Source organism: Nitratireductor basaltis (genome assembly GCF_000733725.1).
Lineage (GTDB): Bacteria > Pseudomonadota > Alphaproteobacteria > Rhizobiales > Rhizobiaceae > Chelativorans > Chelativorans basaltis.
Map to the genome: position 1 here is coordinate 121,961 of NZ_JMQM01000001.1, position 19,717 is coordinate 141,677.

Annotated in this window: 18 protein-coding genes and 1 tRNA gene; 7 read left to right on the forward strand and 12 right to left on the reverse strand. The window is 60.3% G+C overall.

Features of this window, described 5'->3' with window-relative positions:
* Position 1: 1 nt before the first annotated feature.
* Positions 2-1,399 carry an NAD(P)(+) transhydrogenase (Re/Si-specific) subunit beta gene (locus EL18_RS00545; RefSeq protein WP_036478679.1) on the forward strand — a complete coding sequence of 466 codons (1,398 nt, stop codon included), beginning with the start codon at positions 2-4 and terminating at the stop codon, positions 1,397-1,399.
* Between the two features lie 87 nt (positions 1,400-1,486).
* On the opposite strand, the gene EL18_RS00550 is transcribed toward EL18_RS00545, so the two are convergent.
* From EL18_RS00550 to rpsU, 3 genes are all read right to left on the reverse strand, one after another.
* The gene (locus tag EL18_RS00550) at positions 1,487-1,975 is read right to left on the reverse strand and encodes a DUF992 domain-containing protein (protein WP_036478681.1); all 489 of its coding nucleotides are present in this window, start codon (positions 1,973-1,975) and stop codon (positions 1,487-1,489) included.
* 74 nt (positions 1,976-2,049) lie between these two features.
* On the reverse strand, positions 2,050-2,847 hold the full coding sequence (locus EL18_RS00555) for a tetratricopeptide repeat protein (protein WP_425277129.1): 798 nt from the start codon (positions 2,845-2,847) through the stop codon (positions 2,050-2,052).
* 190 nt (positions 2,848-3,037) lie between these two features.
* Positions 3,038-3,262, reverse strand: coding sequence for a 30S ribosomal protein S21 (gene rpsU / locus EL18_RS00560; RefSeq protein ID WP_036478685.1), 225 nt, complete (start codon positions 3,260-3,262; stop codon positions 3,038-3,040).
* 203 nt (positions 3,263-3,465) lie between these two features.
* Here rpsU and EL18_RS00565 point away from each other — a divergent pair, with 203 nt between their 5' ends.
* The 3 genes from EL18_RS00565 (at position 3,466) to EL18_RS00575 (ending at position 6,636) form a co-directional block, all read left to right on the forward strand.
* Positions 3,466-4,524 carry a hypothetical protein gene (locus EL18_RS00565; protein WP_152552922.1) on the forward strand — a complete coding sequence of 353 codons (1,059 nt, stop codon included), beginning with the start codon at positions 3,466-3,468 and terminating at the stop codon, positions 4,522-4,524.
* Between the two features lie 63 nt (positions 4,525-4,587).
* Positions 4,588-4,914 (forward strand): hypothetical protein, encoded by a 327-nt coding sequence (locus EL18_RS00570; RefSeq protein WP_036483548.1) that lies wholly within the window; start codon positions 4,588-4,590, stop codon positions 4,912-4,914.
* A gap of 174 nt (positions 4,915-5,088) precedes the next feature.
* Entirely contained in the window at positions 5,089-6,636 is a 1,548-nt protein-coding gene (locus EL18_RS00575) for a sensor histidine kinase (protein ID WP_036478687.1), read from the forward strand.
* Here the strand turns inward: EL18_RS00575 and EL18_RS00580 are convergent, their stop codons facing one another.
* Genes EL18_RS00580 through EL18_RS00595 form a run of 4 tightly spaced genes read right to left on the reverse strand, consistent with a single transcriptional unit; the run spans position 6,637 to position 9,818 of the window.
* The gene (locus tag EL18_RS00580; RefSeq protein WP_036478689.1) at positions 6,637-7,434 is read right to left on the reverse strand and encodes an SDR family NAD(P)-dependent oxidoreductase; all 798 of its coding nucleotides are present in this window, start codon (positions 7,432-7,434) and stop codon (positions 6,637-6,639) included.
* Positions 7,435-7,458: 24 nt separating this feature from the next.
* Positions 7,459-8,490, reverse strand: a complete 1,032-nt coding sequence (locus tag EL18_RS00585; protein WP_036478691.1) for a phosphotransferase family protein — start codon at positions 8,488-8,490, stop codon at positions 7,459-7,461.
* On the reverse strand, positions 8,487-8,966 hold the full coding sequence (locus EL18_RS00590; RefSeq protein WP_036478693.1) for a MaoC family dehydratase: 480 nt from the start codon (positions 8,964-8,966) through the stop codon (positions 8,487-8,489). Before EL18_RS00590 ends, EL18_RS00585 begins: the two co-directional genes overlap by 4 nt.
* Positions 8,967-9,002: 36 nt before the next feature.
* Entirely contained in the window at positions 9,003-9,818 is an 816-nt protein-coding gene (locus tag EL18_RS00595; RefSeq protein ID WP_036478695.1) for an SDR family oxidoreductase, read from the reverse strand.
* 138 nt (positions 9,819-9,956) lie between these two features.
* Between EL18_RS00595 and EL18_RS00600 the strand changes: the two genes are divergently transcribed.
* Positions 9,957-11,198: an acyl-CoA dehydrogenase family protein gene (locus EL18_RS00600; protein ID WP_036478696.1), complete on the forward strand. Its 1,242-nt coding sequence runs from the start codon at positions 9,957-9,959 to the stop codon at positions 11,196-11,198.
* Between the two features lie 51 nt (positions 11,199-11,249).
* Here EL18_RS00600 and EL18_RS00605 read toward each other — a convergent pair whose 3' ends face one another.
* The 4 genes from EL18_RS00605 to cpdR all read right to left on the reverse strand — a co-directional run bounded on the left by EL18_RS00605 (position 11,250) and on the right by cpdR (position 16,370).
* Positions 11,250-14,375, reverse strand: a complete 3,126-nt coding sequence (locus EL18_RS00605; RefSeq protein WP_036478698.1) for an efflux RND transporter permease subunit — start codon at positions 14,373-14,375, stop codon at positions 11,250-11,252.
* Positions 14,376-14,389: 14 nt separating this feature from the next.
* A complete protein-coding gene (locus EL18_RS00610; protein ID WP_036478700.1) occupies positions 14,390-15,589 on the reverse strand; it encodes an efflux RND transporter periplasmic adaptor subunit in 1,200 nt (399 codons plus the stop codon).
* A gap of 246 nt (positions 15,590-15,835) precedes the next feature.
* A tRNA-Val gene (locus tag EL18_RS00615) sits at positions 15,836-15,910 on the reverse strand.
* Positions 15,911-16,007: 97 nt separating this feature from the next.
* Positions 16,008-16,370: a cell cycle two-component system response regulator CpdR gene (gene cpdR, locus EL18_RS00620; protein WP_036478702.1), complete on the reverse strand. Its 363-nt coding sequence runs from the start codon at positions 16,368-16,370 to the stop codon at positions 16,008-16,010.
* Positions 16,371-16,564: 194 nt separating this feature from the next.
* On the opposite strand from cpdR, the gene EL18_RS00625 reads away from it, so the two are divergent.
* On the forward strand, positions 16,565-17,452 hold the full coding sequence (locus tag EL18_RS00625) for an N-formylglutamate amidohydrolase (protein ID WP_036478704.1): 888 nt from the start codon (positions 16,565-16,567) through the stop codon (positions 17,450-17,452).
* 221 nt (positions 17,453-17,673) lie between these two features.
* Entirely contained in the window at positions 17,674-18,447 is a 774-nt protein-coding gene (gene hisN / locus EL18_RS00630; protein WP_036483551.1) for a histidinol-phosphatase, read from the forward strand.
* A gap of 5 nt (positions 18,448-18,452) precedes the next feature.
* Here hisN and EL18_RS00635 read toward each other — a convergent pair whose 3' ends face one another.
* Positions 18,453-19,397, reverse strand: a complete 945-nt coding sequence (locus EL18_RS00635) for an alpha/beta fold hydrolase (protein ID WP_036478707.1) — start codon at positions 19,395-19,397, stop codon at positions 18,453-18,455.
* Positions 19,398-19,717 lie beyond the last annotated feature (320 nt).

The following is a 19,717-nucleotide window of genomic DNA, read 5'->3' on the forward strand; positions in this document are numbered from 1 at the left end:
CGTGAACGCCAATCTTGCATCCTTCCTCTATCTCGTCTCCGGCGTGCTGTTTATCCTGGCACTGCGCGGACTGTCTCATCCCACCACCAGCCGCCAGGGCAATGTCTATGGCATGATCGGCATGGGCATCGCCATCGGCACGACGCTGCTCTTCGCAACGCCGTCCTTTGGTGGCTTTGCGCTGATCGTACTTGGCCTGGCAATCGGTGGTGCCGTCGGTGCGGTGATTGCAAAACGCATCGCTATGACAGCAATGCCGCAGCTTGTTGCGGCGTTCCACTCGCTGGTTGGTCTTGCAGCCGTAATGGTCGCAGCCGCAGCGCTCTATTCACCGGAAAGCTTCGGCATCGGCACGCTGGGTGAAATTCATGCCCAGGCGCTGGTCGAGATGTCACTTGGTGTGGCAATCGGTGCCATCACCTTTACCGGCTCCATCATCGCCTTCCTGAAGCTTGACGGACGCATGTCCGGCAAGCCGATCATGCTGCCGATGCGCCACGTGGTGAATGCGGGACTGGCAATCGCGCTGGTCGTTCTGATCGCCATGCTGGTGACGACACAGTCCACCACGATCTTCTGGCTGATCGTCGTGCTTTCGCTGGTGCTGGGTGTGCTCATCATCATCCCGATCGGCGGCGCGGACATGCCGGTGGTCGTCTCCATGCTCAACTCCTATTCGGGTTGGGCGGCAGCAGGTATCGGCTTCACGCTCGGCAATCTGGCGCTGATCATCACCGGCGCGCTGGTTGGCTCGTCGGGTGCGATCCTGTCCTACATCATGTGCAAGGGCATGAACCGCTCCTTCATCTCGGTGATCCTTGGCGGCTTTGGCGGCGAGACCGCGGCTGCTGCGGATGAGGGCATCGAGCGCACGGTCAAGCAGGGCTCTGCCGACGATGCGGCCTACCTGATGGCGAACGCGCAGAAGGTCATCATCGTGCCGGGTTACGGCATGGCGGTTGCACAGGCGCAGCATGCGCTGCGTGAACTGGCCGACACGCTGAAGGCGAATGGCGTTGAAGTGAAATATGCCATCCACCCGGTCGCGGGCCGTATGCCTGGCCACATGAACGTGCTTCTGGCCGAAGCGCAGGTTCCTTATGACGAGGTCTTCGAGCTTGAAGACATCAACTCGGAATTTGCGCAGGCCGACGTTGCCTATGTGATCGGTGCCAATGACGTGACCAATCCGTCGGCGCGTGATGACAAGTCCTCACCGATCTACGGCATGCCGATCCTTGATGTGGACAAGGCCCGCACCTGCCTCTTCGTGAAGCGCTCGCTTGGCTCCGGCTATGCAGGCATCGACAACACGCTGTTCTACAAGGACGGCACGATGATGCTGCTCGGTGACGCCAAGAAGATGACCGAAGAAATCGTCAAGGCAATGGATCACTAAGATCCAGTACAGCAAACGTGAAAAAGCCCGGTGCAGCAATGCATCGGGCTTTTTCGTACGGGGCAGGGAACGCCTCGTTGGAGCTTCTTACTGCGCGGTCGAGCGAAGCTGGAATTCGCTGACGCCGACCGCGAGGTTCAGACCCGTCTGCGCCTGAACGGAAAGCGGCTGCAGGACGAGGTTCTTGTTGCTTTCGGAAACGAGCAGATTTGCGCCGCCGCCAATACCGGCAGTCACTTCCGCACTTGCACCGACATAGTCATCAGCAAGCGCTCCGGGCGTATAGGCATCAGCGGTGGGGGCCAGCACTGCCCAGCGCATCACCTTCTCGCTGGTCGCGCCAATCTCGAGGCCGATCTTGTTGACCACGCCGAAATAGGCTTCCGGTGGACGGTCGTCACCGGCCGGATCGAAAGTGCAGGAAAGATCCTTGGAGGTTACGATGGCGATATCGGCGCCGCCCTCGATGATGCAATCGAGGATACCGATTTCCGTGCGGTCCTGGCTGAAAGCGGGTGTTGCCGCACCGAGCGTGCTTGCTGCAAGTGCTGCTGCCAGGATTGCGTGCTTCTTCATTCGTCCGTCTCCTGTGATCTGGAGAGGGATGAACTGCGCGGGCGCAATCTGGTTCCCGAATTTTTGGCCAGGCGTCAGGCCTTGGTGCGGGCAAGTCCCTCACGGGCGGGCTCATAATTGGCGTCAAGCTGGAGCGCGCGGCTGTAGGACCGTGCAGCCTTGGCCTTGTCGCCCTGTTGCTCATAGACGAGCGCCTGGTTGGCCCAGCTCTCGGCCAGATTCTCGTCCAGTCGAATGGCCGTATTGAAGTCGGTGAAGGCGTTTTCGGTGTCGCCCAGCGCCAGATACGAAACGCCGCGGCCATTATAGCCGTAAGGCTGGTCGGGGGAGAGGGAGATCGCGGTCGCAAAATCCTCGATGGCGTATTGATGCTGATTGCTGGCCTGATAGAGCAGCCCCCGACGCAGATAGGCGCGCGGATCGGTAGTGTCGAGCTGGATGGCCCGTTCGAAGTCCTGGAAGGCTTCCTGGGTGCGGCCGTTCAGCCGGTAGATCTCGCCGCGTCCGATATAGGCGGTGTCGTAATTGGGGTTGATGCTGATCGCCTGGGTGTAATCGTTCACCGCATTGGCATTGTCACCCATACGGCGATAGATGAGCGCCCGGTTGGCATAGGCGCGGGCGGAGCGCGGGTCGAGCTGAATGGCCTTGTTGAAGTCTTCCAGCGCTTCGCGATAACGGCCCGCACGACCCAAGGCGGCGCCACGGATGTTATAGGCCTCCGGATCATTGGGAGTGCGTTGGATGACGGCAGTCAGCGATCCAATGTTTTCCTGGGACCCTTGCGCGGTATCGATGCGCGCCAGATCATCAACCGTGTCGGCGGGGCTGCAGGCTGCGAGTGGGACGATCAGGAATGCTGCCATCCCCATCTTGCGGAGTACGGTCCCACCAAATCTTGTCCCAAGCTCTGCCATCGGTTTCAAACCCACCCATTCCTCGAATTAAAGCTGTTGCGCATCCTGCGCTGCCAGTTCCGTTGTCGCAAACGAAAAAGGTGGCGCTGATCTCGCGATCACGCCACCCATGCCGTAAGGCAGGAAATCGTCAAGAAAACGGCAATCAGCGAGCTGCCGGCCGTCCCAGAACGCCTTCACGCTGCGCGCGCTTGCGAGCCAGCTTGCGCGCACGGCGCACGGCTTCGGCCTTTTCACGGGCGCGCTTTTCAGAAGGCTTTTCGTAATGCCCGCGCATCTTCATCTCGCGGAAAATGCCTTCGCGCTGCATCTTTTTCTTAAGCGCGCGAAGCGCCTGATCAACATTGTTGTCGCGGACGAGTACCTGCACCGGGGTTTCCTGTCATAGCGTTGATGGTTTACCTGCATTCACGCAGGCAGTGCCCGCAGCGGAAATTTCCACCGCGAAATGGGGCGGCTCATAGCAGATGCTCATGAAGCTGTCGAGCTTTTTTCGTCTGATGTGCTTCTTTACCTTCCTCAAACCTCTCTCCGATAGAAATCCGTGATGTTGTGTCGGCTAAGGGGGCGGGGATGAGCGAACTGGCAGGCCGTGAGGTTCGATTTCGCAATACGGACATTGCGTTGATGCTAGTAGCTGTTCTTCCTGCTCTTGGCGTGGGAGGTTACGGGCACCTGATGCTGGGCATCGAAATCCTCGACAAGGGCGAGCCCGATTTCTCACTCTTCGGTGTTGCGAAAACGCTGTCGGCCATCGTGGCGGCCTTGGGAATAGTGCTTGTTGGCGCGCAGCTGAGAGGACGTAACGCGACAAGCATTCCGCCTCTGGTTCTGCGTTCGCTATCCGGCAGCATGCTATTTCTTCTCGCCACGGCGCTGGCAGTGATCCTGGTTCCGCGCAGCCTCAACCATTTCGTGCGCGAATTGCAGCCGCTGAGCGTTCTCACCGAGGTGGTGCTTGTGGGGGCGCTTGTCTTTCTGGTGCTGAGCGTGTCCTCCGCCTGGCGCACCGGGCTTGGAACGCTTATGGGAATCAATGGAAGCGTAATCCACGCGCTTCTGTCAGGTGCCGTGTTCCTGATCCTGATGGAAGAGACTTCATGGGGACAGCACTGGATCGGCTTCGGGACGCCGGAGGCGTTCAAGGGCAATCTCCAGAACGAGACCAATCTCCATAATTTCTATACCTACAGGTTTGAGCTGGTCTATTACAGCACCGCCGTTCTGGCTTTCGTCTTGCTGCCGGCTTTCTGGCCCAAGCGATTGCCGCAGATGCTGTCGCAGCTTGGCTATTATGTTCCTCCGACATGGTTCGCCTTGTTCGCCCTGCCGGTCTGCGGGCTGATGTATGAATCGTGGAACATCATTCCCTACCAGATCTGGTTCTTTTGCGGCCTTCTGACAGCTGTCGTGATCGGGAGGAACGATACCAAGCTGCGCATGGCCGCATTGATCCAGGCCGCGCTTCTCATGCTTTCGCAACTGGTCTTCCTGACACTCGGTCACAATATGGAAGATGGCTATGAGCTTTCAGAAGTCCGCGAGTTTTTCATCAGCGTGCTTATTGCGGGCTATGCGTTGATTACGTGGCGTCGCGCAACGGGCGAGGGGGCTTCAGCTTCGTCAACATAATCATCGTCGCCAAGGAACCGCCTGCCATCACCTTGCGTTGAGGGGTAAAACAGGATGGTTCTTATGCACGCTGATCCAAACAATCCGAAATCCGAGACCGATCATGATGATCGCGTTTCGGACAAGCACAAGCGCGAAGAGCTTGATGACGAACTGGAAGAAGGGCTGGAAGAAACATTCCCCGCCAGCGATCCTGTCTCCGTCACTCGCTCTACGCGCACCGGTGCGCCCGGTGAGGCGGTCGACAGGATCGAGAAACTCGAACGCGCAGATGAGGAAGAACTGGAAGAAGGACTGGAAGAGACGTTTCCTGCCTCTGATCCTCCTGCCGTCACATCCATAACACGCACCGGTGACCCGGCTCGTGATCGCTCAGAACGCAAGAAATGATGTCGCGTGCAGGCGGAACTCATTGAGAGTTTCGCCTGCACCGAGCGTTAAGAAAACTTTCCTGGCTCTTGCAGGTAGAAGCGGGTGTGGGCAAAAACATTTGTTCCAGCCATCACTTTACGATTATGATTTTCCCGACCGGGGTTTGCACGCCGGTTGCGAGGGGTGACTTCTATGTATGCGGTGGCGCCTGAACCCTACGAACACCTGGAATCTGCAAAGCACCTGCTCGACGGCCTGCGTCTGGCGGGGGTTGGCGTATGGCGTTGGAAGGTCGACAGCGATTTTCTGCTCTGGACCGACAATCTGACCGAGGTTCATGGCGCGCCGGCCAGTCGTTACGATGCGACACTCGACAGCTTCAAGCGCGATGTCCATCCCGATGATCTTGACGATGTCTGGCGCGCGATCAGCATCTCCGTTCAGACCGGCGAGCCATACAGCTTCATTTACCGCACCAATCCCAAGGTGACCGACCAGGTCCGCTGGATCGAAACCAGAGGCGGTCTGGTGCTCGATGAGAACGGTGAGAAATGGCTCACCGGCGCCTGCATGGATGTCACCACGCGGGTACGTGCCGAAATGCAGTTGACGCGGCGATTGCGGCAGCAGAGGGCCCTGGAGGAACTGGGAAGCTTCGCACTCGGCGAGGAGTCGCTGCAGGCTGTCGCCGATCGCGCGGTGCGCGTTGCAGCCGATGTGCTGGAAGTGCCGCTGGCAAAGATCCTGCAGCTGACGAACAGTGGCGAAGAACTGGTACTTCTGTCAGGGATCGGTTGGCGGCGGGGCAGCGAAGGCCATGAGCATGTCAGCAACAACGCTTCCACCATGGCCGGTTTTACCCTTCAGGAGGGGCGCCCCGTAATTGTCAGCAATCTGGCACTCGAGACGCGCTTCAGCGGGCCGCAGCTCCTGCATGATCACTGCGTTATCAGTGGGATGAGCACGGTGATCGCCGGCTCTGACGAGCGGCCATTCGGTGTTTTCAGCGTTTACGCAACGACGGCACGAGCATTCGATCCGGCGGATGCGGAATTTCTGAACGCGTTGGCGCATATTGTTGCGAACAGCGCCCGCCAGATCGCTGCCACCGAACACCGCATGTTGTTGGTGCGCGAGATGGCGCATCGGGCGGGAAACATGCTGCAATTGGTGAACACGCTTGCGCATCGGACCTTCACGCCCAATCACGATCTGGCGAAGGCGCATCGCATATTTGCAGAGCGCTTGGGTTCGTTATCGCGCTCCAACTTCCTGATCGCCAAGGGCGGCTGGACCATGACGCAGTTTGCCAGCCTGGCCCGCGAAGTTCTGGAGCCGTTCAGGGACAGGGTGGACATGCGTGGCCGCGACGTGCTCCTGCCACCTGAACTCTGCTTCGATCTCGGGCTCATTCTCCATGAGCTTTCGACCAACGCAGTGAAATACGGCACGCTGAAAAATGTGGAAGGGGCAGTGGAGTTATCCTGGCGCATCGAAAGGGACGCGGAAGCCAAGGAATATTTCCTGATGGAGTGGTCGGACGCGCTGTCCAAAGGGATGGAGCCTTGCACCCAAACGCGTGGGACAGGCTTCGGTTCGAAGCTCATCAGCCTGCTGGTAGAGCAGAAATGGGGCGGCATGACGTGTACTGATTCTGAAAACGGCTACCGCTTCAGCTGTCGCGTGCCGTTGAACAACACCGAGCCTGCAAGAAACAGCCTGGGCGGCCAGGCTGCCTGATCACAGCGCGGAGATGCCGCCGTCAATGCCGATGGCCTGGCCCGTCATGAAGCTGTTCGCCGGGTCTGCTGCGAACAGAACGGCTGTCACCACCTCGTCGACTTCGGCCAGCCGCTTCATGGGCACGCCGCGTGTCAGTTCTGCCTCTGCCTTTTCCTGATCTGCCGGAGACATGGAAAGCATCTCGGTCACCATGTCAGTGCGCGCGAAGGAGGGGCATACGGCGTTTACCCTGATACCCTTGGCGGCATATTCAGCGGCGGCCGTGCGGGTCAGGCCCACCACCCCGTGCTTTGCTGCAGAGTAAACAGCCAGTCGTGGTGCGCCACCCAGGCCCGCGACCGATGAAATATTGACGATGGCACCCTTGCGTTTCCCCTTTCGATGCTGCCGCTCCATGACGGGAAGCTGGTGCTTCATGGCGAAGAACACGCCCAAAAGGTCCACTTCCAGCACCCGACGGGCTTCCTCCGAGGGGATGAGGTGAAAGCGCACAAAAGACTGCGCTATACCGGCATTGTTGATCGCTATGTCGAGCGTGGAAAAATGCTCCACCGCAAGATCAACGAGTGTCTCGGAGGTGTTTTCGTCGGCGATGTCGCCTGCATGTGCCACCACCGCGCAATCATGACGCTCCTGCAGCTCCGCAACCAATGTCATGAGCGGTTCGGGCTCGTAGTCGGACAGGACCAGATTCGCCCCTTCGGCAGCCAGGGCGTGAGCGATCGACCGGCCAAATCCACCGCATGCGCCTGTCAGCAGCACGGTGCGTCCGTCAAAGCGCTTCATCTGCCCCATGTCCCTGTTCTTCTGCCCCGCGCTTCAAGCGCCTTCAACCAAATCCATTGCCAGATCGGCCATGGTTTCAACCTGCTGACCGTAAGCCTCGGCCTTTTGCGGGTTGGAGGCGTTGCCGTCAAGCGCACGCTTGTAGACACCCTGGCAGATGGCGGCGAGCCTGAAGAAGGCGAATGCCAGGTAAAAATTCCAATGCGGGATGTCCGACAGGCCGCGGCGCTGGGCATAGCGCGACACATAGGCCTCTTCCGTGGGCAGACCAAGCTTGTTGCGCTCGATGCCGCCAAGGCCCTTGAACGCCGAGGCGTGGGGCAGGCGCCACTGCATGCACTGATAGGACAGGTCGGCCAGCGGATGGCCAAGCGTGGAGAGCTCCCAATCAATCAGGGCGAGGATGTCCGGTCGGTCGGTAGCGAAGATCATGTTGTCGTGGCGGAAGTCGCCATGCACGAGGCAGCTTTGGCCGTCATCCGGTGGCATGTTTTCGCCAAGCCAGGCGATCAGCCGGTCCATGTTCGCGATCTCACGGGTTTCGGTTGTGCGGTACTGTTCGGACCAGCGCGCATATTGGCGGGCGAAATAGTCGCCGGGCTTGCCGTAGTCTTCCAGCCCTGCCGCCTTCACATCCACATTGTGCAAAGCGGCGAGCGTCGCATTCATGGCATCGAAGATGGCGGCACGCTCTTCATTGTGGCGGGCTTCAGGCAGCGCCGGGTCCCAGAAGATACGACCCTCCACATGGCCCATGAGATAGAACATGCGCCCGAGCGGGTTGTCTTCGTCAGCGAGAAAGAGGACCGGTGGGACAGGTACCTCCGTTTCGGCAAGAGCCCGCATGACGCGGAACTCGCGATCAACGCGATGGGCGGACTTCAGAAGCTTTCCGGGCGGCTGGGTGCGCAGCACGAATTTGCCCGTGCTCGTCTCCAGCATATAGGTCGGGTTCGACTGTCCCGATCCGAACTTTTCGATATGCGCGATGCTTCCAAGCTGCGCGACGCGATCCTCCAGAAAGGGCCGAAGCGCTTCGATCTCGGATGCGTTGGCTGCGTTCATGCGTCCTCCCCCGTCCGGTCGGGCATTGCCAGTGTCAGCCAGCGTGCGGTGATGGCCGGCTTAACGGAGTTCTCGATCTCCATGGCGAGATCATAGTGGATCTCGACAATGCCCGAAGGGCGCACCCGCAGTTCGGCAAGATGAAAGCGCGTGCGGATGCGCGCGCCGCATTTGACCGGATTGAGGAAGCGGATCTTGTCGAAGCCGAAATTGACGCCCATGCTGGTGCCCTCAAGCCGTGGCACGGCCTCGAAAACCATCGTGGACAGAAGAGAGAGTGTGAGGAAGCCATGCGCAATGGTGCCGCCATAGGGCGTTTCCTTCGCAGCGCGTTCCGGGTCGGTGTGGATGAACTGGTGATCGTCCGTCGCGTCGGCGAACTTGTCGATCATGTCTTGTGTGACCATGCGCCACTCGGACACGCCCACTTCCTGGCCTACAAGTTCGCGGGCCGCATCGATTGAGATCATCATCATGAAGGCGCATCAAGCTCCGTTGGTCATCTTGTTCTTCTAGTCGCGGAACAGCCTGATGCCGTGCTGCACGGATTGGCCCCCGTCAATCGGCAGGATTGCTCCGGTCACGTAAGCGCCTGCGCGCGAGCACAGATACAGGGTGGCACCTGCGATGTCATCCGGCTGGCCGATGCGACCCAGCGGCACGCGTGCGCCGACCTTGGCAGCTTTCTCATCGGAGCCGGTCGCAAAGGCGGTCATACGGCTTTGGAAGGGGCCGGGAGCGAAGGCGTTCACCGTAATGCGCTTCTCGGTAAATTCGTCTGCAAGCGTGCGGGTCAGGTGATGCACGGCAGCCTTTGAGGCGGTGTAGGAATAGGCGCCTTCCGCGACGGGTTGGCTACCCATGACCGAACCGAGATTGATGATCCGCGCGGGATCGGCATCGGTGGCTGCCGCCTGAAGCTGGGGCAGAAGCTGGCGGGTCAGGTGGAAGAGCCCCGTCACATTGACACTCATCACCCGCGCCCAGGCGCTGTAGGGGAAGCTTTCCAGACGCTCGCCCCAGCTGACACCTGCATTGTTGAACAGGATGTGGAGCTTGTCGCCACGCTCGCCGACTGCCTTTGCCAGTGCGTTGACGCCTTCTTCCGTTCCTACATCGCCGGCAAAGCCTTCAGCCGAACCTGCCGCATCAAGGGCGTTCAGCTCTTCTGCCGTTGCCTCGCATTCCTCCCCCCGGCGCGAAGCAATCATGACATGTGCGCCGGCATGAACAAGTGCCGTGGCAGCCATATGGCCGATGCCCGAAGCACCGCCGGTCACCAGCGCGCGCTTTCCCTTCAACGAAAAGAGTTCCTCCACGTAGCTCATCAAGTCTCCTCATCCTTGAGCCGCCCGCCACTTTCGAGTGATTGACAGGCGGGGGCAGTCTGTTCACCTTTCACGCTTTCGTAAAGGGCGGGTTTTCGCCGGCACGTCCAGCAGGCCAGATGGCGGGAGGAGATGCGGATGGACGAGATGAATCTCGGCATGAGCGAGCGGCTGAAGCCGATCCATGAAAAGGTCGCGGCCATGGTGCGCGACGAGATCATGCCGCTTGACGAGGAATTTCTTGCCGAGGTCGGACACGAGGGCAATCGCTGGACCTATACCAAACGTCAGACTGAGATACTGGAAGGACTGAAGGCCAAGGCAAAGGAGCGCGGCCTGTGGAATTTCTGGCTGACGGATTCCGAGCGCGGCTACGGGCTCAATACGGTTGAATATGCCTATCTGGCAGAGGAGATGGGCAAGGCGCATCTGGGGGCGGAAGTCTTCAACTGTTCGGCACCGGACACAGGAAACATGGAGGTTCTGGAGCGTTTCGGGCGGCCTGAGCACAAGGAGCGCTGGCTGAAGCCGTTGCTGCAAGGAGAGATCAGGTCGGCCTATCTGATGACCGAGCCGGATGTCGCATCATCGGATGCCACGAACATTTCCATGCGCTGCGAGCGCGATGGCGACGAATATGTGCTCAATGGCGAAAAGTGGTGGTCATCAGGTGCGGGTGATCCGCGCTGCTCGATCTATATCGTGATGGTGCATACGCCCGATCCCGACCGATCACGCCATGAGCAGCATTCGATGATCCTTGTGCCGGCAGACACGCCCGGCGTGACCGTTCTGCGTCCGATGCTCGTTTACGGCGAGGATGACGCACCGCACGGGCATATGCACATCCGCTTTGAGAATGTGCGCGTGCCGGCAGACCATCTGCTGGTGGGCGAGGGGAAGGGTTTTGCCATTGCACAGGGGCGGCTTGGGCCGGGGCGTATCCATCACTGCATGCGGGCCATCGGACAGGCGGAGCGCGCGCTGGAGCTGATGTGCAAACGCGCGTTGGAGCGTAAGGCATTCGGCAAGCGCCTGGCGGAACTGGGTGCCAATTTCGACATCATCGCGGATTGCCGCATGGAGATCGAGATGGCGCGGCTTTTGTGCCTCAAGGCGGCATGGATGATGGATCAGGGCGATCCCAAGGCGGCGGCACCCTGGATCAGCCAGATCAAGGTTGCCGCACCGCGCATGGCGCTTAAAGTGGCGGATGAGGCGGTGCAGCTGTTCGGAGCGCAGGGGATCAGTCAGGACACGCCGCTGGCACGCGCATGGACGCATCTTCGCACGCTTCGCATCGTCGATGGTCCGGATGCGGTGCATCGCCGCCAGATCGCGCGCACGGAGCTGAAGAAGTACACTCAGGAAAAGATCTGAGTTCGATTGTCAGGCGGTTCTCAAGGAGCCGCCTGACATGTCCATTCCAGCCTAGTTCGATAGGGATGTTGCCTGATCGAGTTCGCGATTGAGGCGTGCTTCCTCTTCGACCTTCGGCGTGATGAAGCGGCCGAGCAGAAGATAGGCTACCGGTGTCAGATAAAGGGTGGAGACCGCGGAGAGCCCGAGGCCACCCACAATTACCCAGCCCAGCGCAACACGTGCTTCCGCACCGGCTCCCGTTGCAAGGATCAGCGGGATGCCGCCAACCACGGTACAGATCATGGTCATGGCGACCGGACGCAGGCGGATGATGGATGCGCGTTCCACCGCTTCACGCACACTCAGCCCCTGATCGCGCAGCTGATTGGCGAATTCCACGATCAGGATGCCGTTCTTGGCCATGATGCCCACCAGCAGGACGAGCCCGATCTGGCTGTAGACATTGAGGCTCTGGCCGGTCAGCAGAAGCGCGAAGATGGCGCAGGCAAGGCCGAGCGGCACGGTTGCCATGATGATCAGCGCGCTGACGAAGCTTTCGAACTGGGCCGCGAGGACCAAAAGGATGATCACGATGGCAAAGCCGAAGATCGTGAACATGCTGTTGGTGGTTTCGCCAAGGGAGGCAGCTTCTGCCAGGGGCACGATGCGCGCGCCCGGGGGCAGATGATCCTCTGCGATCTGCTGCACTTCCGCGAGTGCGTCGCCCAGGGCAAAACCGTCAGCCAGGCCGGACGTGATGTTGATGACGCGCAACTGGTTTTCGCGACCAAGGGAGGGCGGCACGGCCTGTTCGGTAAGCGTCGTGATGGTCGAGAGCGGCACGAAGCGGCCGTCGCCCGTCTTGATGAAGATGTTTTCCAGATCCGTCGGATCGTTGATTGGGTTCAGCGTCGAAAGCATCTTCACGTCGATGCTCTTGTCGTCGAGGAACACCGAGCCGACCGAGCGGCCATCCAGAAGGGCTTGGATCGCCTGGCTCATGCCCGAATAGTCGATACCGAGGTCGGCGGCGCGTTCGCGGTCGATCACCACTTTCAACTGCGGCTGGGTGGCATCACGGGAGAGGCGGGGGCGGTCGAAGCGGTCATCCTGCTCCATCTCGGCGAGGATCGCATTTGCTGCCGTTGACAGCCGATCATAGCTGCTGCCGGCAACCGCGAATTGCAGACCACTGCCTGACCCGCGAATGCCGAGGCTGTTTGGCTGGAAGGCGAATGCGCGCACGCCTGGGACTTGCGCTGCCAGGGCGTTGATCTCGTCGAGGATCTCCTGCTGGCTGCGTTCACGCTCGTCCCATGGTGCAAGACCGAGGATGAGGAAGCCGCTATTGGAGCCGCCGCGACCCGAAACGGAGAACGTGCTGCGTACATCGCCGCTTTCAATCAGAGGTGCGACGAGTGCTTCGATACGGCGAAGCTGCCCCGCCAGATAATCCGCGCTCACGCCCTGTGGGGCGGAGACCCGCATGAAGGCCATCGCGCGGTCTTCGTTGGGGGTCAGTTCGCTCTTGATGGAGCCGTAGAGGCTGAACGCGGCTGCTGCGAACAGCACCGAAGCGATGATGATGACCGAGGGGGCGTTCAAACAGAAGCGCAGGGTTGCGGCATAGAGGCTCGAGAACAGAGCGCCTATGCGATCGCCGAGGCCGTTCTTCCGCTTCGTGCTCTCATCCTGCCGTACACCTGCAGCAAGCAATCGTGAAGCCAGCATCGGGCACAGGGACAGTGCGACGATGGAAGACAGGAAAACCGAGATTGCGAGCACGAAGCCGAATTCGCGGAACAGGCCGCCAGCCTGGCCTGGCAGGAATGAGAGCGGAACGAAAACCGCCACCAGTGTTGCCGTCGTCGCAATGACAGCGAAGAAGACTTCCTGCGTGCCAAGGACGGCTGCAGCGCGCGGACCCATGCCTTCATTGCGGCGGCGCACGATGTTCTCCAGCACCACGATCGCGTCGTCCACGACGAGACCTGTCGCCAGGACGAGGGCCAGCAGCGTCAGGATATTGATGGAAAAGCCGGCGAGATAGATCGCCGCCACCGTGCCGATCAGTGCCACGGGGATGGCGACGCCGGGAATGATGGTGGCGCGGATGTCGCGCAGGAACATGAAGATCACGAGAAGCACGACCGTCACGGAGATGCCGAGTGCGATCTGAACCTCGTGAATTGCGCCTTCGATGAAGGTCGCATCGTCACTGGTGATTTCCAGCGTCGTGCCTTCCGGCAGGTTCGGACGGATCGCCTCAACCGCTTCACGCACACCGTTGGAGATTTCCAGCGTGTTCGATTGAGCCTGGCGAACAATGCCAAGGCCGATGCCGCTCTTGCCATTCGCGCGCAGGATGGTGCCGCCGTCGTCGGGGCCGAGCGTCACGGTTGCGACATCGCCGAGGCGCACATTGCGTGACAGTTCGACTGCTTCGAAATCTTCAGCGGTCTCAATGGACGAGGTTGCGCGGACGATCAGGTCCTGGGTGCTGTTGGTGATCGAGCCCGCTGGCGCGTCAAAGGCAATTGTGTTGAGAGCGCTTGAGACATCAGCAACCGAGAGGCCGAGGCTGGCGAGACGTGTCTGATCAATGTCGATGCGGAAGATCTTGTCGCGGTCGCCAAAGACCTGCACGTCAGCCACCCCTGGGACAGCGGCAAGCCGGTCGGCGACTTCCTCTTCCACCAGCACCGTCATGTCTTCCACCGACATGGTCTCCGATGTGAGAGCAAGGCGCAGCACTGCCTCGGCGTCGTCATCCGCCTTCACTACCGTCGGGGAATCCGCTTCATCCGGAAGCTGGTTCTCGATGCGGCCTACCGCATCGCGCGCATCGGAGGCGGCAGTGTCGAGATTTACCTCTTCCGAGAACTCGACCGTAACGCGGCTGCGGCCGAAAGAAGACTGGGAAGAAATCGCCGTCACGCCGGAAATGCGCGCAACGGCGCCTTCAACGAAATCGGTGATTTCGCGGTCGATCGTTTCTGCGGCTGCACCGTCAAAGGTGGTCGTTATCGAGATGACGGGTCTGTCGACATCGGGAAGCTCGCGCACTTCCACGCCGTAAAGGGCTGCAAGGCCGGCAACAGCGATCAACGTGTTCACGACAAATGCAAAGACCGGACGACGGACGAAGAGTGCGGTCAGTCCGACGGTGCCGCTGGAGTTGTTTTCGGTGCTCATGACAGCGCTTCCTCTCACGAACCGCGTTGGTCGCGTGCAGGTGCATCGCCGGCAATCCGCGGCTCTGAGCCCTCACGCACGGCATGGACGCCTTCGGTCACAACCCGGGTGCCCTCAACGAAATCCGCGTCGACCAAAACGCTGTCGGTGTTGCGCTGGACGATCTTCACTGGCTTCTGGTTGGCCACACCATCCACGACCGCCCAGACATATGCGCCATCATTGCCCCATTGGATGGCGAGCGGCGGCACGGCAGCGTAGAGATCGCCGTCGAAGCGAAGAGTGACCTTGAACGCCATGCCTGAGCGGAGGCGGTCCTGCGCATTTGCGATCTTGCCCTGTACACGCAGGGTGCGGCTTTCGCTGTCGATCTGGTTGTCGATGGCGGAGATTTCGCCTTCATAAGCTTCAGCTGGGCGGGCAACCGACTGCGCAGTCAGTGCCATGCCTGTCGCAACCTGCTGTGCGTAGCGTTCCGGAATCCAGAAATCGACCAGAATGCTGGAGCGGTCCTCGATCTGGGCGACCGTGTCGGATGTCGTGACATAAGCGCCCTGGCTAACAGGCAAGATGCCCACGACACCCGCAATCGGCGCGGCGATGATGCGGCGTGAGAGGTTCAGTTCCGCATCGCGCAATGCAAGCTCCGCATTGCGCACGGCAAGCTCGGCTTCGGTCTGCTGGACGGCGGTAACGGTATTGGAAGAGCGCAGGGCCGAGATGCGTTTCAGTGTGGCCTGAGCGTCTTCCAGCGCAATCTTCGCGCGGTCCAGAGCGATCGTTTCAGCGTCACTGTCGAGGCGCGCGATCACATCTCCCGCGTCCACGCGCGCTCCGGCTTCGATCGTCATTTCGGTAATGCGGCCGGATGCGAAGGGGCGCACTTCCACGGAACTCTGCGCGCGACCCGTGCCAATGGCCGACAGCCTGTCATTTATGGTCGCGGTGGTGACCGGTTCAGCTACCACGGCCGTGTCCATGCCAGGCCTGCCGCGCCCGCCGGGACGTCCACCCGGGCGGCCCGGCTGTTCGCCGCCGGAGGCCTGCCCGCGGCCGGAAGTCTGCTGATCGGGAGAGGTTGCTGCCGCAGCCGGCCCGCCTTCCAGGCCCCAACGCGCAGCAATATCCTTTGCGCCGGGGAAAAAGAGATACCAGCCGGCGCCAGCGACGATCAGGAGCATGAGGCTCAAAAAAGCCTGCTTCCACCACTTCATCTGAAATTCTCCCAAGGGGAATCAATAATACAATTCGCGCTGCATCCGCAGAAATGGCGGTGGCAGGGTGCGTATTCTTCATACGCCACACGCGGTGCGCGTTTCACGCGTTAAATTATTAAATTGTTGTAAGGCTTAGCATCTGCCTGTGCCGCGAATGTGGCGCTTCAGGAAAGAATGCAGGTGCGCATCGGCGGGGTGCAGCCATGCTGCAACCGAAGATGTCGTTCAAATTTCTGGGAAGGATGGTGGGCGTGACTGGGATTGAACCAGTGACCCCTTCGATGTCAACGAAGTGCTCTCCCGCTGAGCTACACGCCCATCCGACGCGGCGCATAGACCACAAGTTCCAAGCGCCCGTCAATAGCCTCTCGAACAAAAATCAAACTTTGCCGTCGAGGTTTATCGGCAAGCCCCTTCAGGCTGCCTGAAGCAGCTTTTCCACCTCGTTGACGAGATCGCGCAGATGGAAGGGTTTGGACAGGACCTTCGCGTCACGCGGCGCCTCGGAATCGGGGTTCAGCGCGACCGCTGCGAATCCGGTGATGAACATGACTTTCAGGTCAGGATCGATCTCGGTTGCACGGCGGGCAAGCTCAATTCCGTCCATTTCGGGCATGACGATGTCGGTGAGCAGCAGCGAGAACGGCTCCTCACGCAGGCGGGAATAAGCGCCAGCGCCATTGTCAAAATCCACCACATCATGGCCAGCGCGTTCCAGCGCCTTGACCAGGAAGCGGCGCATGTCTTCATCATCTTCCGCAAGCAGAATTCGTGCCATATCAACTTCCGCGTCTCAACGGGCAGCCGGAACCCGGCGCCTTCAACCTCATTGCTATATGATTCGGGCACGGTAAATATCAAGTGAATGTTGGCCGTGTCGCCATGGACAGAACACCGTGATGGTGGCACGCTTTCCAGGATGGGGCGCGTGACGTGTCTATTGGCGATGTCGCGGCGAACGGGAATATGTGAATGGGCGCAGTAGAAGATTTCGGCAATGTTCCGGCCTTCAAGGTCGTGGAACCTGCACAAAAAGCGCCTTTCGTCTTCAATTCACCCCATAGCGGCTGCCACTATCCGGAACGGTTTCTTTCCATGAGCCGGCTGGATGCTATCGCGATCAGGCGCTCCGAAGATTGTTATGTGGACGAGTTGTTTGCGCCGGCGCCTTCGCTCGGTGCGCCTCTGCTCAGTGCGAATTTTCCCCGTGCTTATCTGGACGTGAATCGGGAGCCGTGGGAACTGGATCCGCGCATGTTTCGGGAACCGCTTCCACCATACGCCAATATTCGTTCACCGCGGGTAGCAGGCGGTCTTGGTACAATTCCACGCCTGGTTGGCGAGGGGATGGAGATCTACAAGACCCGCATCGGGCTCGATGAAGCCCTGTCGCGTATCGATGGCATCTATCGGCCTTACCATGCGTGTCTGGCAGATATTCTTGCGCGAACTCGGGCGCAGTTCGGCTATGCGATCCTGGTCGATTGTCACTCGATGCCGGCCAATATTCGCACCGGTGAACTGGGGCTGCGGCCTGATTTCATCATAGGTGATCGCTTCGGGGCTTCTGCCAGTCCGGCATTGGTCGAGCGCGCGATCCGGATTCTTGCCTCCAAGGGCTATACGGTCGCGCATAACAAGCCATATGCAGGCGGCTTCATCACCGAGCACTATGGCAGGCCGGTCGAACAGCTTCACGCAATGCAGATCGAGATCAACCGTGGCCTCTACATGAATGAGAAGGATCTGACCCGCACGGACGGCTTCGACCGTCTGGCCGAAGACCTGCGATCCTTCATGGTGGAGCTGATGGATATTCCCGTACAGCACTTCGTGGTGCCTCCGCTGGCTGCGGAGTAGCAGTTTCCGATACCGTCCAAAAAAGACCGCATCGCCTTGGCGACACGGCCACTAGTCCAGGGAGGAAACGCCCTTGCTGTAGGGCAGGGCAGCATGTCATCTACCCTGAGAATCACTTTATGTGGTGCAGTGCAGGTGTCAATTTGAAGCGCGTGCTGCGGGTTCATCTTGCACAATTTATTGGCCGGCAGAGGCTTTGTCCGGGTCCAGGAGAGCGGAATTTGATCGTCGAACGGGAATTCTTGCGCCGAATCGCGAAGGCTGCAGCAGCCGAGACGCTGCCGCGCTTCCGTGCTCATGGTGATGTGTCGAACAAGCTTTCGGGCGGGTTTGACCCCGTGACGGAGGCCGACCGGATGGCGGAGCGCGCGATCCGCGCATTGATCGAGGAGCAGTTTCCCGATGACGCCATTCTTGGCGAGGAGTTCGGCATCAAGGAGGGCACGAGCGGGCGTGAATGGGTGATCGACCCGATTGATGGCACGCGCGCTTTCATTTCGGGCATTCCGCTTTGGGGCACGCTTGTGGGGCTGAAGGTCGATGGCCGGGCAGTTGCCGGGATGATGGCGCAGCCATTTACCGGCGAGCTTTATGTTTCAGACGGCAGCGCCGGCTTCTACGAGGGACCGGGCGGAGAGCGCAGGCTTGCAACGCGCAAGACCAGCGCGCTTGCGCAGGCGACGGTCTGCACCACGACGCCCAGTCTTTTCCTGGACGGCAAGCGGGCATTGTATGACGCGGTGGAAGCCGCATCGCAGCTCGCACGTTACGGAACCGATTGCTATGCCTATGCCATGCTGGCGAGCGGCAATGTCGATCTGGTGATCGAGTCCGGTTTGCAAGCCTATGACATCGTCGCGCTGATCCCGGTGGTCGAGGCGGCGGGAGGCGTCATCACGGATTGGCAGGGTGGGCGTGCCGAGCAAGGAGGCGACGTGATCGCTGCCGCCACACCGGAGCTTCATGCAGAGGCGCTGGCGCTGCTGCGCAGCTGAGCGCGTCAGGCGATTTCACCCGTTTTCGAGAAAGCCGAGAATGCCGCTAGCACCTGCTCGCGGTAAAGGTCCTTCTCCTGCAGCATTTCATGGCGCGCGCCATCAACGGTCAGCGAAGACCCGGAACGCAAATGCCTGGCATAGCGCTCGATGGCTGGTGTGGAGACCACCTGATCTGCACCCGCGGCAATGAAAAGCGTGGGTATGCGGACCGTGGCCATGAAGTCGGGCTCACGCACCTGTTCGGACGCAAGGCATGCGGCATAGATCCAGGAGGCAGTCGGCCCGCCGAGGCCGAGCTCGGGGTGCGCGCGCACGATGTTCTGGTTGCGGGTGAAGCGCTCCAGATCGGTGGTCAGCCGGTTGCCCTTGAATGGCGGCAGCACGCCACGGCGTTTCGTGCCCGGAAGATAGCGACTGCCAAGCCCGAGCGCGAAGTAGAAGCCGGCCAGCCTTTTCAGCCACTTCATAGGCAGCGGTGCGGAGAATGTCAGCGGCGGGGCAAGCAGCACCATGCGTCGAACGCGGTTCACCAGCTTGTCTGCCGCGCTCAGTGCGATCAATGCACCCATGGAATGTGCAAGCAAGTTATAGGGGGGACGGCAGTCGGGGAGCACGACCTCCTCGAAGAATTGGTCGAGGTCCTGCGCATAGGCCGTGAACCGCTCAACATGTCCGCGTCGCGGGTCTCGGAGCAGTCGTTCCGATCCGCCCTGTCCGCGCCAGTCGAAAATGGCGACGGTAAAACCGCGCGCGGCGAGGTCACGCATGGTCTCGAAATATTTCTCGATGCTTTCGTTGCGACCCGTCAGGAGAACGGTCGTGCCCCGGGAGCCGGGCGCCGTCAGGACGGCATAGCGCAGGCGTGTTCCGTCTCGCGCGGTCATATGGGAAGCCGTTATGCCGTCGGGCAGCGGGTTGTCCGGCGTTTCGTGGAGGATATCAGCCATTGGTTCCGCCGCTTCGGGTGATGGGCTCATCTGTCTGCGTGATAGCCGGATGGACGGCAAATGCAAAGGGCAGAGGCGGGGAAGATGGGAAGAATGCCGAGGGCAGACTGTCTGCCCCCGGCATCGCCACAGACTGTCGAAGGGACATAAGACAGCCTGCGAACTCGGAGTATGGACACAGTCTAGTCGAAGGCAGATGAATGCAGGCGGAAGGCGTTGTTCAGCCTGCATTCATCGCTGGCAGCGGGGATATGGCGGCCCATGCTTGAGTGGTTGAAGAAGAGCCTCTTGAACCGGCAAAAATGCATCCCCAAATAACT

Bases quoted from the DNA above. Each gene is read 5' to 3' on its own strand.
- EL18_RS00550 (WP_036478681.1), bottom strand. From the start codon at position 1,975: ATGAAGAAGCACGCAATCCTGGCAGCAGCACTTGCAGCAAGCACGCTC.
- EL18_RS00555 (WP_425277129.1), bottom strand. From the start codon at position 2,847: ATGGGGATGGCAGCATTCCTGATCGTCCCACTCGCAGCCTGCAGCCCC.
- EL18_RS00565 (WP_152552922.1), top strand. From the start codon at position 3,466: ATGAGCGAACTGGCAGGCCGTGAGGTTCGATTTCGCAATACGGACATT.
- EL18_RS00570 (WP_036483548.1), top strand. From the start codon at position 4,588: ATGCACGCTGATCCAAACAATCCGAAATCCGAGACCGATCATGATGAT.
- EL18_RS00575 (WP_036478687.1), top strand. From the start codon at position 5,089: ATGTATGCGGTGGCGCCTGAACCCTACGAACACCTGGAATCTGCAAAG.
- EL18_RS00580 (WP_036478689.1), bottom strand. From the start codon at position 7,434: ATGGGGCAGATGAAGCGCTTTGACGGACGCACCGTGCTGCTGACAGGC.
- EL18_RS00585 (WP_036478691.1), bottom strand. From the start codon at position 8,490: ATGAACGCAGCCAACGCATCCGAGATCGAAGCGCTTCGGCCCTTTCTG.
- EL18_RS00590 (WP_036478693.1), bottom strand. From the start codon at position 8,966: ATGATGATGATCTCAATCGATGCGGCCCGCGAACTTGTAGGCCAGGAA.
- EL18_RS00595 (WP_036478695.1), bottom strand. From the start codon at position 9,818: ATGAGCTACGTGGAGGAACTCTTTTCGTTGAAGGGAAAGCGCGCGCTG.
- EL18_RS00600 (WP_036478696.1), top strand. From the start codon at position 9,957: ATGGACGAGATGAATCTCGGCATGAGCGAGCGGCTGAAGCCGATCCAT.
- EL18_RS00605 (WP_036478698.1), bottom strand. From the start codon at position 14,375: ATGAGCACCGAAAACAACTCCAGCGGCACCGTCGGACTGACCGCACTC.
- EL18_RS00610 (WP_036478700.1), bottom strand. From the start codon at position 15,589: ATGAAGTGGTGGAAGCAGGCTTTTTTGAGCCTCATGCTCCTGATCGTC.
- cpdR (WP_036478702.1), bottom strand. From the start codon at position 16,370: ATGGCACGAATTCTGCTTGCGGAAGATGATGAAGACATGCGCCGCTTC.
- EL18_RS00625 (WP_036478704.1), top strand. From the start codon at position 16,565: ATGGGCGCAGTAGAAGATTTCGGCAATGTTCCGGCCTTCAAGGTCGTG.
- EL18_RS00635 (WP_036478707.1), bottom strand. From the start codon at position 19,397: ATGGCTGATATCCTCCACGAAACGCCGGACAACCCGCTGCCCGACGGC.